13 protein-coding genes and 2 pseudogenes are annotated in these 15,837 nt (G+C 38.5%); 5 read left to right on the top strand and 10 right to left on the bottom strand.

Annotated elements, in window-relative coordinates:
• Window positions 1-218 precede the first annotated feature (218 nt).
• Window positions 219-1,058, top strand: coding sequence for a sugar phosphate isomerase/epimerase family protein (locus tag WG932_RS02070; protein WP_483086769.1), 840 nt, complete (start codon window positions 219-221; stop codon window positions 1,056-1,058).
• Window positions 1,059-1,190: 132 nt separating this feature from the next.
• Here the strand turns inward: WG932_RS02070 and WG932_RS02065 are convergent, their stop codons facing one another.
• The 5 genes and pseudogenes from WG932_RS02065 to WG932_RS02045 form a co-directional block, all read right to left on the bottom strand.
• A complete protein-coding gene (locus tag WG932_RS02065; RefSeq protein WP_014021808.1) occupies window positions 1,191-2,657 on the bottom strand; it encodes a sodium:solute symporter family protein in 1,467 nt (488 codons plus the stop codon).
• Window positions 2,658-2,736: 79 nt separating this feature from the next.
• The gene (locus tag WG932_RS02060; protein WP_483086768.1) at window positions 2,737-4,080 is read right to left on the bottom strand and encodes a Gfo/Idh/MocA family protein; all 1,344 of its coding nucleotides are present in this window, start codon (window positions 4,078-4,080) and stop codon (window positions 2,737-2,739) included.
• A 12-nt stretch (window positions 4,081-4,092) separates the two neighbouring features.
• Window positions 4,093-5,133 carry a Gfo/Idh/MocA family protein gene (locus tag WG932_RS02055; RefSeq protein WP_483086767.1) on the bottom strand — a complete coding sequence of 347 codons (1,041 nt, stop codon included), beginning with the start codon at window positions 5,131-5,133 and terminating at the stop codon, window positions 4,093-4,095.
• A gap of 371 nt (window positions 5,134-5,504) precedes the next feature.
• Window positions 5,505-6,226, bottom strand: a pseudogene (locus WG932_RS02050) (SDR family oxidoreductase).
• Between the two features lie 63 nt (window positions 6,227-6,289).
• Window positions 6,290-6,568, bottom strand: a complete 279-nt coding sequence (locus WG932_RS02045) for a YtxH domain-containing protein (RefSeq protein WP_014021804.1) — start codon at window positions 6,566-6,568, stop codon at window positions 6,290-6,292.
• A 291-nt stretch (window positions 6,569-6,859) separates the two neighbouring features.
• On the opposite strand from WG932_RS02045, the gene WG932_RS02040 reads away from it, so the two are divergent.
• The 3 genes and pseudogenes from WG932_RS02040 to WG932_RS02030 all read left to right on the top strand — a co-directional run bounded on the left by WG932_RS02040 (window position 6,860) and on the right by WG932_RS02030 (window position 10,206).
• Window positions 6,860-8,221: an alkaline phosphatase gene (locus WG932_RS02040; RefSeq protein WP_483086766.1), complete on the top strand. Its 1,362-nt coding sequence runs from the start codon at window positions 6,860-6,862 to the stop codon at window positions 8,219-8,221.
• Window positions 8,221-8,655, top strand: a complete 435-nt coding sequence (locus tag WG932_RS02035) for an alkaline phosphatase (RefSeq protein ID WP_483086765.1) — start codon at window positions 8,221-8,223, stop codon at window positions 8,653-8,655. Before WG932_RS02040 ends, WG932_RS02035 begins: the two co-directional genes overlap by 1 nt.
• 313 nt (window positions 8,656-8,968) lie before the next feature.
• Window positions 8,969-10,206: pseudogene (locus WG932_RS02030) on the top strand (lactonase family protein).
• Window positions 10,207-10,358: 152 nt separating this feature from the next.
• Here the strand turns inward: WG932_RS02030 and WG932_RS02025 are convergent.
• The 5 genes from WG932_RS02025 to WG932_RS02005 all read right to left on the bottom strand — a co-directional run bounded on the left by WG932_RS02025 (window position 10,359) and on the right by WG932_RS02005 (window position 14,382).
• Window positions 10,359-11,480: a sialidase family protein gene (locus WG932_RS02025; RefSeq protein ID WP_483086764.1), complete on the bottom strand. Its 1,122-nt coding sequence runs from the start codon at window positions 11,478-11,480 to the stop codon at window positions 10,359-10,361.
• Between the two features lie 160 nt (window positions 11,481-11,640).
• A complete protein-coding gene (locus WG932_RS02020; RefSeq protein WP_483086763.1) occupies window positions 11,641-13,242 on the bottom strand; it encodes a M16 family metallopeptidase in 1,602 nt (533 codons plus the stop codon).
• Complete coding sequence (locus WG932_RS02015) at window positions 13,215-13,526, bottom strand: hypothetical protein (protein WP_483086762.1); 312 nt, start codon at window positions 13,524-13,526, stop codon at window positions 13,215-13,217. Before WG932_RS02015 ends, WG932_RS02020 begins: the two co-directional genes overlap by 28 nt.
• A 32-nt stretch (window positions 13,527-13,558) precedes the next feature.
• The gene (locus WG932_RS02010; RefSeq protein ID WP_483088551.1) at window positions 13,559-14,068 is read right to left on the bottom strand and encodes a M16 family metallopeptidase; all 510 of its coding nucleotides are present in this window, start codon (window positions 14,066-14,068) and stop codon (window positions 13,559-13,561) included.
• A gap of 17 nt (window positions 14,069-14,085) precedes the next feature.
• A complete protein-coding gene (locus tag WG932_RS02005; protein ID WP_483086761.1) occupies window positions 14,086-14,382 on the bottom strand; it encodes an insulinase family protein in 297 nt (98 codons plus the stop codon).
• A gap of 185 nt (window positions 14,383-14,567) precedes the next feature.
• Here WG932_RS02005 and WG932_RS02000 point away from each other — a divergent pair, with 185 nt between their 5' ends.
• Window positions 14,568-15,770 carry a DUF6807 domain-containing protein gene (locus tag WG932_RS02000; protein WP_483086760.1) on the top strand — a complete coding sequence of 401 codons (1,203 nt, stop codon included), beginning with the start codon at window positions 14,568-14,570 and terminating at the stop codon, window positions 15,768-15,770.
• Window positions 15,771-15,837 lie beyond the last annotated feature (67 nt).

Raw genomic sequence — 15,837 nt, 5'->3', positions numbered from 1 at the left:
CAGACTCCTCATCGGGCAATTGGATTATTTAAACAAAATCACTTTTCTGATCAAATATACAAAGCAAGTGCGTACCGCCTGATTCACTTTCAATTAATAATTCATTAATTCTTATCATGAGGAGGGTATTGTTCGTCACTAAATATAGATTTCATTCTCTCACTAAAATCAAGTAGTTTTGGTAAATATTATTCAAAAACTAACCAAACCTGTCTCTTATGAACAATAAATCATTCAAATTAGGCCTATTATCCCTTTTTCTTATGCTATCCTTCCATATTCAGGCCCAGGAAGGGATGCCTAAAGGGTGGAAAGTGGGCAGTCAAGCCTACACTTTCAGACTTTTTTCTCTTGAAGAAACATTAGAAAAGCTTAACAGTATAGGAGTAAAATACGTAGAAATGTATCCCGGTCAAAAAATTAGTAAATCCGGCAATGAAACCACTGATTTTACAAGTATAACTGCTAATGGTAAAGCAAAAATCAAAGCCTTATTAAACAAATACGATATAGAAGCCGTAGCTTATGGCGTAGTCAATGCCAGTGATGAGGATTTGCCCAAATTATTTGATTTTGCCAAAGAACTAGGAATAGGAATACTCACTTCAGAGTCAAAGCCTAACCAATTTGACCAAATTGAAAAGCTTTGCGAGGAATACCAAATTAAACTTGCTTTACACAACCATCCGGTACCTTCTTATTATTGGCATCCAGAGGTTGCTTCCAGAATGCTAGAAGGAAGATCAGAATTAATGGGTGTATGTGCAGATATTGGCCACTGGGTAAGGTCGGGCCTCAATCCTGTAGATTGCCTTAAACAATTAGAAGGTAGAATTATCAGCCTTCATATAAAAGATTTAAACAAATTTGGTGTTAGAGATGCTCATGATTTGCCATGGGGAACAGGCACAAGTAATGTAGCTGGTGTACTTCACGAATTGCATCGACAAGGTTTTGAAGGAGCATTTTCTGCTGAATACGAGCACAATTGGGAGAATAATCTTCCTGATGTGGAAGAAAGCATTGCCTATTTTAAGCGTGTAGCAGCTCAGTTATAAGTATTAAATGCTTTGACGTGACCGGAATTACCCTTTGGGCGGCACGTTTCAATGATAACAAATCAGCTATAAAAAAGGGATCACTTTAACGAAGTGGTCCCTTTTTTTATTAATAGCTTAAACTTTTTGCTTCTATTCGTGAGAAACGTCTTCAAGCATTTGCTTTACCTTTTCAGGCACATTGTCTCGCTCAATAAAGCCAATCAGTATATAAGTAATCGTAGAGCAAATTACCGGCAAACCTATTTCGAGTGCCAGACTTCCAACATCTACATTTTTGGTAATCACAAAAGCTAAAAGTCCAACTAGAATTGATCCAATAGCGGCTTTTGGGCCACACGATTTGAACCATGGAATCAAACCGAATAACATTGGAACAGCAATAGGACCTACCAAGGCACCAAACCAACTTATAATTAATCCCAAAACTCCTCCAAATTTCTCAAATTGAAGAGCGACAAGGATTGTTCCAAGGGTAAATAGGAAAGTAGTAATTCTTGCCGTCAATAAAGAGGTTTTTCCATCCCTGAATTTTTTATTTACCGCAGGTAAAATGTCTCTGGTAATTACTGCTGAAATCGTGTTGATATCAGAAGAAGTCATAGACATTGTATTGGCAAAAAGAGAGGCGATTACCAGTCCTATTAAGCCTACAGGCAACAATTCCATTGTCAAAATCCCATATGACTGTGTTGGGTCTTCCAGATCCGGAAGGATCACGGGAGCTGCCCACATTGGAAAGAACAATATCAATGGCCAGATAATGTATAGGATACCGGATAATCGCGCTGCTTTTGTAGCTTCTTGCTCTGAAGGGGAAGAGATGTATCTGGTAGCCAAATTCCACTGCCCACCATTGTAAGACAGAAAATTGATAAACAAAAACAAAAGGGCAAAACCCACCGTATAGGGCTCATTAAATGGATCTCCATTACCTTCCGGTAATTGATCCCATACGGTAAATACACTTTCAATACCACCTAGTTTCTCGATTACCACATAGAACATAACAAGACCTGCAATGATCTGAACAATAAACTGAGCAAAATCGGTAATAATTACTGCCCACAAACCTCCAAAGGTAATGTAAAGCAAGGAGATGCCACCTGAAATCAAAATACCATAGGTCAATGAAATTCCAGTGAATACATTCAGTAATATAGCTATTGCCGCCCATTTGGCTCCAATATCAAATAACTTCAAAATTACCCCACTCCATGCCATTAATTGCTGGGTGGCTAGGTTATATCGGTTGGCTAGAAATTCCAAGGGAGACTGGATTTTGAACCTTTTCCTTAAGCGTACCCAAAATACAGGGAAAATTTTTGCAGAAATAACAACAGACAAACCTATACCCAGTGCCCACCAGATGTATAAAGAAAACCCGTGAGTATAAGCCAAGCCTGCATAGGCCACAAAAACGGCCCCACTGTAACCTGATACGTGGTGGGATATCCCCGACAGCCACCAAGGAAGTTTACCTCCTGCAACGAAATAATCCTCAGCATCATTGTTCCTAAAATAGGACCATACGCCAATGAGTAGCATCAGTAAAAAGAATAGCCCGATTACGATCAGGTCAATGGTACTTAATTCCATGTAAGAAAATTTTGTTGATTGATTGGAAAAAGGCCAAACCAGATGGGTTTGGCCTAATTAATAATATAGAGATAAAGTATTAAACTGTTGGTTCCCAACCCGGTTCGTACTCTCTCTTCCAAAGTTCCATTGCTTTAGGATCGTATTTTATTTTACCGTTGGAAGAATCAACGTGTAATGTTCTTCCAATCCTTTGAGAGATATTTCCTAATTGTAACAATAGTGTACTTTGGTGAGCTCCTACAATTTCAGATCTAACCTCAATTCCATTGGTGATACCATCAAAGAAGTTTTGGATATGCAAAGCATCCAAAGCTTGTGCAGGGTTAGACCTATTGGTTGGATCTATTACCATGTCGTTTGTCACTTCTTTTACCAATTCATTTTTAAGGTTGAAAATCTTGTAGGAATTTCCACCTTCTATTAAAAGGCTACCATCTTCACCATAAAATAATGTACCTACACTACCTTTTTCGATTTGCTTTCCATTACAGCTCCTACCTTCCCAAGTGATCATGGATTTATTGTCAAACTCCATATTGATAATCTGCGTATCCGGTGTTTGCCAATCGTCATCATACCTATATCTTCCACCTGAAGAGTTTACTTTATTTGGGTATTTAACCTGTAAACCCCAGCGGGCCAAATCCACCATATGGGTACCATTGTTTAGCGCTTCCCCTGTTCCCCAGTTCCAAAACCAATGCCAATTGTAATGAATTAAATTGTCTCTGTAAGCTTCTCTTGGGGCAGGGCCTTGCCATAATTCAAAGTCCAACCATTCCGGAACAGGAACTTGGTTACCGTTACCGATGGGCGCTCTGTTGTTTGCGTACCAAGTTTTTGCCATATAAGGTCTTCCGATAACCCCGTTGTGAAGTTCCTCAATACCTTTAATTACATTAGGCCAAGAACGTCTTTGGTTACCCACCTGAACTACTTTATTGTATTTTTTTTGTGCCTGCATTAGCAATTCACCTTCGTGTGGATTGTGCGCACAAGGTTTTTCAACATATACATGTTTTCCTGCTTTCAAGCCCAAAATTGCCGCTGGAGCATGCCAGTGATCAGGAGCTGTAACGATCAAAGCATCAACATCTTTGTCTTCAAGAACTTTTCTTACGTCTTTCTCAATTTTTGGACTTCTTCCTTGAATCTCATTGATAGATCCTGCAAATTTTTCAGCAGCTCTTATATCAACATCACAGCTATAAATTACATCACACTGTTTTTGGCTGGCAAAGTTTGTTCCAACAGCATGTCCCCTGCTGACAACTCCCATACTTGCTGCATTGATACGATCATTTGCACCAATAATCTTACCATAACTCTTTGCGGACATCGCAGGTAGCATTCCTCCTACCGTAGCGAAGGTGGCGCCAGCGATTGCCTTCTTTACAAAGGTTCTTCTACTATTTTTCATATTATAGATTATTTAAATTTTTATTTTTAATGCTTCTCTTTTACCTTTTGCCAAAACAGCTTCCAAAGAAACAGCTTGACCGTTCATTTTCTTGCTTTCGTCCGCTGCTTGCATAAAAGCAAAAATTTCAATCGTTTCTTCATCACTTATGGGCGACTTGCCACTGTCAAAGAATTTAGCAATCTCAACCAATAATGGTCGGTAGCCTCCATATCCTCCCATATCTAGGATGCCTTTTTCTCCAAAAGCTCTTCCACCATAGCCACTCTTTCCGGTCCTGGTCCCTCTAAATGTTCCAATTTTACCACCTTCCCAAGTTCCAACTACAACATCTGCTCCTTCTGTATAGGTCCTCTGAACGGTTTTACAGCCCGCGCCCATCAATCCATACAAGGTTTCAACACCATGAATCCCATACCAAAACAAATCCGGGTGAGTAGCTTCATATTTAGCCGGACTAAATGCATCCGCACCATAAACTTCACCAATTTCGCCATTTCTTACAGCTACAGCATTCTCCATATACCTCAAGGAACTACTGGAAAAAACAGGAACATTGTATTTTTTGGCCGCATCAAATATGGCAATAGCATCCGGCAAGGAGGCAGCTATCGGCTTGTCAATAAATACAGTCTTTCCGGATTTAAAAACTTCCAATGCCTGCTCCAAATGAAGCCTACCATCATTTGTTTCCAACAAAACAACATCCACTATGTCTAAAAGTGAGGCTATAGAGTCCACGATCTCAACCCCAAGCTTCTTAACATCTTCAATGTATCCAGGAATTCTTTCTACAGAAGTTTTGATATCCTTACTACCATGAGGATAAGCCGCTACTATCTTATAGCCACCCAAATCAGGTGCAGCATCAGAAGCATTAAAAGCTTTGGCAAAGGCTACACTATGTGAAGTATCTAATCCTATAATACCTACCTTCTTATTCCTTTTAACAGATGCGGTGCCAAAGGCAAGGGTAGATGTTGCCAGCCCCAGACCAATCCCGGCGAGTGCAGCTTTTCCCATAAATTCTCTTCTTTTAATAGATGTGTCCATAAATTGTATTGTAATACTTAATTATAATATTGACTTTTTTGAGATAATACATTCAATTATTAAATCTAATCAAACAATTTACTAAAAATTTTAAAAAGGTAAGGTGGAATTTATATGAATTGCATTTTAGTGGCCAATTAGACCAACAACCTAAAAATTTATTACTGGAAAAACATCGTATAAAAAACTAATTTACAAACACTTAAAACACAATCAATAACCTTTCGATAATCAGAGGTTTTTCATGAACGGAACACAAAAAACTTAGCCCTCATAAAAAAACCGGCCATTTAAATTAAATAGCCGGTTTTTTAAAGATCTAAAAATGATGTTCTATCAATTCATTTCATTGCGCAAAGGAATGTCAATAATTATCCCTTTGCTGTTTTGGAAGGTCTAACTTCTATTTTACTAGGTAAAGTTCTGGCATCCAATTTAAATAAACCCACCACAATTTCTCCAATGTCTTCTTTCTGAATTTTCCAGGCATCTTTTTCATCAACTTGATGATCATTAAATCCGGTGGCAACTGAACCCGGCATGATGGTACTAACCCTGATTCCTTCATTCCTTAAATCCAACATCACAGCTTGAGTAAAACCTGTCAATCCAAATTTACTGGCATTGTAGGCAGCACCTCCCGCAAAAAAGTTAGTACCTGCAAGACTTGATATGGTCAAGAAAAATCCCTCTGTGGCCTTTAATGCTTCGACAGAAGCTTTGATTCCGTAAAAAACACCTGTTAGATTCGTATCAATGGTATCCTGCCAGTGTTCTGTACTGAGTTCCTGAATAGGCGCAAAATGCCCTACGCCCGCATTTGCTATAAAAAAATCCAGCTTTCCCCATTTTTCAACAACTTTGCTAACGGCCTCTTTCTGAGCCTCAAAATTTTTAACATCCAACTCCAAGGCCATTATTTCTCCTTTGGATGAAACGGAATCCTTAATTTTTTTGCGGCCTCCTCTGCTCTTTGCAGAGACCTACTTGTGATGGCTACATTCACTCCTTCTGCAATCAAAGCTTGGGCAATTCCATACCCGATACCCGTATTTCCTCCCGTAATAAAAGCAGTTTTATTTTCTAAACTCATAATAATTTAATTTTTGATAAAAAAAGGCCAATGAACTTCATTGGCCTAGTAACAAAAAAATTATTACTTGGTTTTATCTTTTGCTTCTGCAAGCATATTTTTTCCTTTGGTCTTGGTTTCTTCAGCTACGGCAACGATATTTTTATTCATTTTATCCAACTTTTCATTTACTCCTTTGACCAAATGATCAAATTGACTGTTGACTTCCTTTAAGTATCCTTCACCTTTTTTAGACAGCTTCTTGCGGGTAGTCTTCCCTTTCTCCGGAGCAATCAACAATCCAATTTGTACGCCTATTGCTACTCCTGCCAATGTTCCTAAAATTATTTTCGCTGATTTCATAATGTCTTAAATATGGTTTAAAATTTAAAAACTTAACATCCTTTTCTTTTGATGTTATACCCTAGAGTTAACAAGTTTTATACCAAAGTGAAGATTTATCCAAAAAAGATTTACATTTCCTATGAAAACCTGTTATTGTCTTGTTTCCTTAAAAAACGGCCACTTAATATAAATTTAATGTGGATTTCTAATTTAAATCCAAAGCAATAATTCTAATATTGCATACTCTTTTAAATCAAACCTAGCATGCAATCGATTAAACGAACTGTTTTTATTATCCAAATTGGAATTTTGTCATTACTATTAATTTCCATTCCTAGTTATGGCCAACAAACACGGATACATAGTCACAATGATTACCTTCACAATGCCCCATTTTGGGAGGCTTATGCCAATGGAGTTAGCTCAATTGAAGCGGATGTTATTTTAAAAGGTGACACCCTATATGTGGCACATGAAAAAGAAAGTATCAAAGAAGGACATACGCTTACCTCACTTTATTTAGATCCACTACTTAAAGCCAAAAGTCTGGGCTTGGGTTCACAGAAACCTTTACAATTATTGGTCGACATTAAAACAGAAGCTTACAGTACACTAGATAAGGTTTTGGAAGTCATTAAGCCTTATGGATTATTGTGGGAGGATCATGAATACCCTTTTGTGAAAATTGTAATATCAGGAAATAGACCAAAAGTTACAGACTATAATAACTATCCCTTCCCTGTCTTTTTCGATTACCAAAGCTTAACCAATTTAACTGCCCTGCCTTTGGAGAAAATTGAACTTTTCAGCTTAAGTTTCAAGGATTTTTCCCAGTGGAATGGAAAAGGAAGGATGGTTGACCAAGATATAGAAAAAATAAAGAATGTAGTAGATAAAGTGCATTCCTTTGACAGGCCTTTTAGATTCTGGGCCACTCCAGACAGCAAAACTTCTTGGAAGGCTCTTAGTGAATTGGGTATTGACTTTATCAACACTGATAAACCCTATGAAGCAAATGCCTATTTAACTAGTCTGGATGAGCGATTTTATCAAACCAACCATCTAAGCGATATATACAAGCCGACCTTTGAAAAAGACGGTATAGCTGGCCCGGTAGACAATATTATCCTGCTGATAGGCGATGGGAATGGGCTAGCCCAAATTTCTGCCGCCATGTATGGAAATGGTAATGACTTGACGTTGACACAACTTAAAAATATTGGTCTGCTCAAAACTCAATCCAAAGATGATTTCACCACAGACTCTGCTGCAGCCGGCACAGCCTTGGCTAGTGGGAATAAGGTAAAAAACAGAAGTGTTGGAGCCCTTCCGGACGGTAGCCCTGCCGAAAATCTTCCTGAAGTTTTGGATAGCCACGGTTTTGTAACAGGTATTGTGACAACAGACAATTTAACGGGAGCTACTCCTGCGGCATTTTACGCACACAGGACAGAAAGAGACTTAACCAAGGAGATAGCAAGTGACTTGGTCAAAAGCCCTTTGAATTTGTTCATTGGAGGAGGAAAAGATGACTTCACGAAATTCGAACAGGATGAAACAATAAATCTTAAAAAAGCCGGTTTTGAACTGAGCAGCTCCTTGGAGAAGTTGGAAAAAGCAAATCAGAAAAAGTTGGCTTTTTTGCTTCTCAAAATGAGTTGCCTAAAGTAATGAATGGCAGAGAAGGTTACCTGAGTACTGCTACCAAAGCCGGCTTGCAATTTTTAGCCAGCAAAAACAAGCCTTTCTTCCTGATGGTGGAAGGTGCATTCATTGATTCAGGAGGACATATCAATGACAGTCAAACTGTAATAGAAGAAGGAATCGATTTTGATCAAGCCATCGCAGAAGCACTAAAATTTGCTGATCAGAATGGGAAAACTTTGGTAATTATTACTGCAGATCATGAGACGGGTGGTGTAACTCTTCCTCAAGGCAATATCAAAGAACAAAAGGTTGAGCTTGAGTTTACAACGGAGGACCATACTGCGATTATGGTACCTATTTTTGCATATGGACCAATGTCCAATAATTTCAGGGGCGTTTATGAAAACTCAGAGGTTTTCCAGAAAATCAAAGAGGTACTAGCGCAACATTTACAATAAACCAACCTTTTAAATCTGTTATCGGTGAATGTTAATAGAATTTTAGAAACGATTATATTATTTATTTGGTATTATTTAGTCATCAATTTTCCCATTATATTGTGACAACCAAACTTTTAACCCGAAATATGCAATAAACAATTTATAACGTGCTGAAATCACTTCAAAATCAGCTACTTCGTTACTGCTTTCGATTTCACCATAGCAGTATAATGTTAAAAATATACAAACGACTGATTTTCTTGCGATTGCATAACTTCCCCTAAATATGGTACAGGCTCCCACGAATCCAAAATCCGGGTTTAATTAAGTCATGGTTCCGGAATTAGATTTAATATTGAATAATTGTTGTTTTATAGTATATTCGAACATGAAGTATTTTATAGAAAACTTGTTCTTTACCAAGTGCTTAAAACAACTAAGTGTTGTATGCTTACTTGGCATATTAAGTTATCCCCATTTGCTTATGGCCCAGACATCCAAAGAAATTATCTATGTAGGCACCTATAGCCAAAACAATAGTAAAGGTATTTATGTACTTGAATTTGACAGAGAAAATTTAACTACGCAAATTATTCAAACCATTCATGACAAGGAAAGCCCAACTTTCTTGGCTTTGCACCCCAATAAGAAATTTTTATATGCTGCCTATAGGGAAGGGAAGAATGAACAAGATGAAGCAGGTACTGTAATAGCTTATTCCATTGCTCCTGAGACCGGGAAACTTACAAAAATCAACAGCGTTTCATCTGTGGGGGCTAGTCCCTGCCATATTAGTGTAGACCCTACCGGAAATGTGGTTTTTCTCTCCCACTATAAAGGAGGTAATTTGTCTACATTTAAAGTTTTAAAAAATGGGGGGCTTAGTGAAGCAACTTCATTTATCCAACATACTGGAAAAAGTGTTCACCCCAACCAAACAACAGCTCACATGCATGCCATGATACCATCTACTGACGGCAAATGGGTGTATGCTTCGGACTTAGGGATTGATCAAATTTTGAAATACAAAGTCGATATTAAAAAGGGGACTGTAGAAGAAAATCCAGTAATCTTTCAAACATCTCCGGGATCAGGCCCAAGACATTTTGTTTTCCACCCCAGCCTTCCTTATGCTTACTCATTAGAGGAATTAAGCAACACTGTAAGTATTTACAGCTTGGATAAATCAAACGGTGACTTGAGCCCAATTGGTAGAATCAACATGCTTAATGACAAGCTACATAGCGATTATAATGCAGGTGCTGATATTCATTTTTCTAAAGATGGACTTTGGCTCTATGCGAGTAATCGAGGACAAGACAATTTAGTTGTTTACCAAGTCGATCCGGAAAGCGGTTTGCTTAAAACCCAAGGACATATACCTTCAGGGGTGTACATCCGAGAAATTTTAAAGTAGACGAAATTGGAGATTTTGTTTTTGTAGCCAATATGGAAACCGATAATATTGCCATCTTTAATGTAGATAACAAAACGGGAATGCTTAAAGCGACCGATAAAAACATCGAAATTCCAAGGCCTGTTTTTATCGAGCAACTTTTTATTAAATAATACATTTTACTATTTTCCATCTGGCCACGAAAAAGGCATTAATGGAATTTTGCTAACGAAAATTTACTTATTAATCTCTTTTAAATCAGAGGTTAAAATATAATACCACTTCCCTGCCAATAAATGGGAAGTGATTTTTACTTTTTGCCTTTTTACTGCAGATTATCCAAAGACAAATGTGACAACACTAGCTTTTCGTAAGGATTTTTTTCTCCTTTTTCATATAAGCAGAGAATATCTCCATTTGGCAAAGCGGCCAAAGCCGAATAAGCGGAAGGGCCTTGGTTCAAAACCTTAGATGCAATCCAAGTTTTACCACTATCCTTACTTAGCTTGATCGTCATGTTTTCTCTTTTAGTGCTTGACGGATTGGAAAATAAAACCAAATCTTTTCCTTTTTCATCCGGCCAGGAATACCTTATAAATGCGGCTTGGCATACCGGTTCAATTAAGGAAGTTGCCTCCACCGGGTCAGACCAAGTCTCACCGCCATCCTTGCTTACAGACAAAGCCCTCCTATTTTTACCATAATAAGACCGCATGTTCATTAAAAGTGTTCCTTTGCCATCTGCCATTTCTATTAATTGACTTTCATTCATCTTAGGCCTAATGCTTCCGCCTAATTCCCAGGTAACACCATGATCGTCACTAAATATTACATGAGCTCCATACTCAAACGGACCGCCTCTAACTTCCCCGTTGGGGTCATCATAACTGTGATTGGCCGGGATTACCAAGCGACCCTTATTGGGTCCATGCTTGATTTGGATCCCCATACCGGGACCAGTGGCATACCAGCCCCACAATGGATTTTTTGTTGTTTTCGTAATATCCACTGGTGCTGACCAACTGTCTCCATTGTCAGAAGACTTCATTACAAAAACCCTCCTGGTATCTTTACTCTTTTTAGTAATAATATCTCCTTCATGGTCATCTCCCCTATTCCAGGTGAGCAGTAAATGTATGTCTCCGGTTACTTCATCTAAGACAGGATTAGGATTGCCACAGACAGATTCTCCATCGTCCCAAATCACTACCTGTTTAGACCATGTTCTCCCACCATCGGTAGATTTTTTCATTAGAAGATCTATATCTCCTGTATCTCCCTGACCTGATTTTCTACCCTCTACGAAAGCCAAAACAGTTCCATTTCCTGTAACAAGCAATGAAGGTATTCGATACGTATGATAGCCTCCCTCACCTGCAACAAAAAGATCCTGCTCAACAATTTGATTGAACCTTTCAGGCACATAAATCTGTAATAGTGTAGACAAATAAAGGGAAATAAAATAAAACAGTAAATTGAGCATTGGGCTTACTAATATTTGGTTAATTAATATATGTTCCAGTCTTTTTATAATATTATCTACTCTTGAAAATTGGACGGGTACCTGATAATTTCCAAGAGGTGAGGCTTTTGAATAAATTCATTAGCTACTTTTTTATTTCCGACGCTGTGACGCCAAGAACTCTTCCTTCTGCACCTAAAACAGTGTCCAAAGGTAAACCACTCGTTATGGCTGCGACCAACTGTCCATGCCAATAACCATTTCTCTTCATATTTTCTTCCAAGTCAAGCCTCTTGGTTTCGCGGACTTTTGCTAAATCAGCTTCATTTGGCCCCTCTTCTTGGATTTTACGAATCTGCTCCCAAACAGCTGCTGTCAACTTTTCTACTGACTCCGGACCGCATGGAAAGGAAACGGAAAAATTAAATCTCTCTTTAGGAACCCTACTCAAACTTCCTCTAGCCCCTACTCCATAGACACCTCCAATTTCTTCCCTTAAGGTTTCAATTAGTTTAATTGTTAGGATTTCTCCCAGGTAAGAAAGTTGCTGGGATTTAGCCAAATCGTAGGAGGTTTCCCCACTAAAGTATAAAATCACCTGACTTTTATCGTCCATCCCCACTTTTATGGTTTCCTTCCGGTCATGCGGAGGAGTCAAACCTAAATCCAGAAAATTTTCTTTTTTTGAAGGGTCACCCGGTAAACTTCCTAAATATTGAGTAATTAAAGGAAGGACTTCTTCCATATTTATATTACCTGTAAACAAAACATTAAAGTCTGCTGCATTGGCAAATCTGTCTTTGTAAATCTCTAAACTTTTGTCCAAACTTATGGAATCCAACTGTTCTGCAGTATAAATGCCCCGACCTCTTGGGTTTCCATTGCTAATTATTTCATTCACCCGTTTATTAAATTGAAAGTCAGGATTAACACCGGCACTTTCCAGTTGATTTTTTTGGTTGGCAATGAAAACATTCCATAATGATCGATCCATCCTTGGAGATGTAAAATATAAATGAATAAGCTGAAGGGTCATTTCCAAGTCACCTGGGGTGGTGGCACCGGAAATTCGCTCAGAATACGTACTAATATTTGGTGTAACCTGAACGTTTCTTCCTGCCAATACCTTTTTAAGTTGAGACGGAGTAAAATCACCTATTCCCATAACATTGATGGCAGTCCCGGAATAGTTGGCACTATAATGATCTTCCAAGGGGTACAAAGACGTTCCCCCATTACTGCTGGCTGTAAAAATTATTTCATTATTTTTATAATCGGTTGGCTTAAAATAAACCTTCATTCCATTGTCTAAGGTCACCGTGGTTACATCGACCCCCTCATTATATGCCCTACCCACTACCTCTCCTGGCTGGGGTTTGGAAAGCATCAATTCTTCTCTTAGCAAATCCTCTTCATAAGGCTTCGTTTGAATGCTCGTTGCATTTTCCAAGACCGCCAATAGGTCACTTTCTTTGGGTAAGCTCTCTTTGTCCTTCTCCGGAGCAGATACGATCAACACAATATTGTCATTCCTGATCAATTCATCTGCCAACTCATTGACTTCTTCAAGTGTTATTTGGGGGATGATTTCTTGGTAAAACCTATACCTGTTCTCAGGCCCATCTGCAAAGCTTTGGTTAAGGAAATGAGAAACATACCTTCCTACCAAATTTCTGGACTCAACTTTGTCCATTTCCTTAAAAGATTTTTCAGCACTATTCAATAAGGACCTTTTAACTCTATCCAATTCACTTTGGGTAAACCCATGGTCAACCACCCGCTGATTTTCGGTAAGAAAAGACAATAAACCATCCTTAAGTTTTCCAGGGCCAACGACACCTGAGATGGTAAAAAGTCTAAAGGTTTTACTAGGTTGCCATACCTTGCACCTGCAAAAATAAAAGGAGCATCTTCTTGCTGCCTTATCTCGTCTAACCGTTGTGTGATCATCCCTCCAAACATTGTTCTAAGGATTCTACCTTTATAATCACTGTAATTTATTGATGGTTTGGCTTTGTGCTTATAATACAATTGTACTTGAATACCCGGTGCCTCTTCATCTGTTATAATTTTAACAAAATTATCTTTATGGCTGGGTACTTCATAATATTCACGGGCAGGAGCATTTTCCGGTTTTTTAAATTAGAAAAATACGTTTTAATAAGTCCTTCAACTTTTTCTGTAGGCACATCACCCACGGCCACAATGGCCATCAAGTCCGGGCGGTACCAATCCTTATAAAATTTTCTAACCAAAGAATCCGCAGCGTTTCTAATAATCTCCATTTTACCTATTGGCATGCGTTGTGCATAGCGACTTTCATGTAGCAATACGGGCAGGTAAGCATCTCTTAACCGCTGCCCAACACCTTGTCCGGTTCTCCATTCTTCCACTACTATCCCTCGTTCGGCATCGATATCTTCTGTATTCAATAAAAGCCCACCGGCCCAATCCCTCATTACCTGAAAACCATTGGTCAGTTTTTCTTCTTCATCAGTGGGTATTGGCAACATGTAAACCGTCTCATCAAAGCTGGTGTAGGCATTTAAATCACTACCAAAAGCTACCCCAATGGATTGTAGGTAACTGATTAGCTCATTTTTTCAAAATGCTCAGATCCATTGAAAGCCATATGCTCGACAAAATGGGCCAAGCCCAATTGGTTATCATCTTCCTGCATGGCCCCAGCTTTAAGAGCCAATCGCAATTCCAGTTTATTTTCCGGTTTCGGATTGTGTTGAATGTAATAAGTTAAGCCATTTTCCAAATGTCCAATCTTTACTTGTTCATCCAAAGGGACTAAAGAATTAAGGTTTTCTTGGGCAAAACTAAGCGGCTGAATGAGTCCAAAAAGGAATAAGAAAAATAATGGCTTATAAATTTTCATCTGAGTGTGAATATCAGTAAGGTTGGATTTAACAATTCCTAAATAACGCAAAAAACGTCAGAATTTCCATAGGTACCGACAATCATAATCAAAATCCCCGCATCCTATGACTATAAAAATAGGATAAATGGCTATTCCTCACGATATTTATTTTCCTAATATTTACTTTCACAATACCGATAGACATGAGTTTGCGATTAATCCTATTGCCTTTAATTATTTTATGCATTGTTTCCTGTACTTCATCACCATTATTTAAAATCGAATTGGATGCCGATGGAATATTGCGAGAAAATCACCCCTTAATAATCCAGATAGATGTCCCTCTAACCAAAGAGGAAAAGTATCAGCTTCTCAATGAAAAAAATGGTACAAGTTATCCCGCACAAGTCTTGCCCTCCGGAGATTTATTGGTCTTTATTGACCATATGACTGCAGAAACAAAGGCTGAATTTAGTTTGATGAAAGCGAATGATACTGACAAACAAAAGGTAACAATATCTCAAACAGAAGAGGGAGTGGAAGTTTTATCAGAATCAATCCCTGTGCTAAAATACCAGACAGCAGTGGCAAACCCTCCCGGTGATTTACCCGATTATTACAAAAGAAGTGGTATGATCCATCCCCTTTACAGTCCCGGAGGTCAAATAATTACAGACGCATTTCCGGCTGGACATACCCATCATCACGCTATTTTCAACGCATGGGTAAATACCAAATATAGAGGAGAAAAAGTAGATTTCTGGAATCAACATTCAGAGACCGGTACAGTAGAACATGTAAGTTTGAATCAGGCTGAGGCAGGAAACAGTGGAGCAATTATCGAAAGTAATTTGCGCCACATTAGCCTAAAGGATGGAGAAGTACTAGGAGAAAAGTGGACAATCATGGTTTACCCAACTGAAGATTATTTCCTATTTGACTTGATATCGGAACAAACCAATACGAGTAATGACACGCTATTTATTTTAGAATATCATTATGGAGGAATGGGTTTCAGAGGAAGCAAGGAATGGAATAAAGTAGACAGCACACATTTTACCAATACTTGGGAAATACTAACCTCAGAAGGATTTACCAATGAAAATGCCAACCATACCAAGGCCTCTTGGGTTACTGCCTCAGGAAAGATCGCGGGGAAAACTTCCGGAGTTACAATATTTGGGTTTCCAGAAAATTTCAGGTATCCACAATCTATTCGAGTTCACCCTACCATGCCTTACTGGGTATATGCACCTATGGTTGAAGGAGAATTTTATATTGCTCCAGGGGCCAGTTATAAAAGTAAATTCAGGTATTATGTACCCAATGGTGAATCCGACATAGAAGTCATTAGGAATATCGACAAAAGTTTGAAATTCCCTATAAAAGCTAAACTATTAGATTAGAAGTGGTCTAGTGGTATTTAGTCACCTTTGTTACGAGGCAACAAAGGTGACTAAATAAAGTTCTCTT

The sequence above is a fragment of the Cyclobacterium sp. SOCE241 genome (assembly GCF_056867545.1).
This window is presented reverse-complemented; position numbering and strand designations above follow the sequence as displayed.

What these genes read in the sequence shown, in the direction of transcription:
- WG932_RS02000 (WP_483086760.1), top strand. Translation starts at nt 14,568, where the DNA reads ATGAGTTTGCGATTAATCCTATTGCCTTTAATTATTTTATGCATTGTT.
- WG932_RS02055 (WP_483086767.1), bottom strand. Translation starts at nt 5,133, where the DNA reads ATGGACACATCTATTAAAAGAAGAGAATTTATGGGAAAAGCTGCACTC.
- WG932_RS02060 (WP_483086768.1), bottom strand. Translation starts at nt 4,080, where the DNA reads ATGAAAAATAGTAGAAGAACCTTTGTAAAGAAGGCAATCGCTGGCGCC.
- WG932_RS02035 (WP_483086765.1), top strand. Translation starts at nt 8,221, where the DNA reads ATGAATGGCAGAGAAGGTTACCTGAGTACTGCTACCAAAGCCGGCTTG.
- WG932_RS02045 (WP_014021804.1), bottom strand. Translation starts at nt 6,568, where the DNA reads ATGAAATCAGCGAAAATAATTTTAGGAACATTGGCAGGAGTAGCAATA.
- WG932_RS02065 (WP_014021808.1), bottom strand. Translation starts at nt 2,657, where the DNA reads ATGGAATTAAGTACCATTGACCTGATCGTAATCGGGCTATTCTTTTTA.
- WG932_RS02005 (WP_483086761.1), bottom strand. Translation starts at nt 14,382, where the DNA reads ATGAAAATTTATAAGCCATTATTTTTCTTATTCCTTTTTGGACTCATT.
- WG932_RS02070 (WP_483086769.1), top strand. Translation starts at nt 219, where the DNA reads ATGAACAATAAATCATTCAAATTAGGCCTATTATCCCTTTTTCTTATG.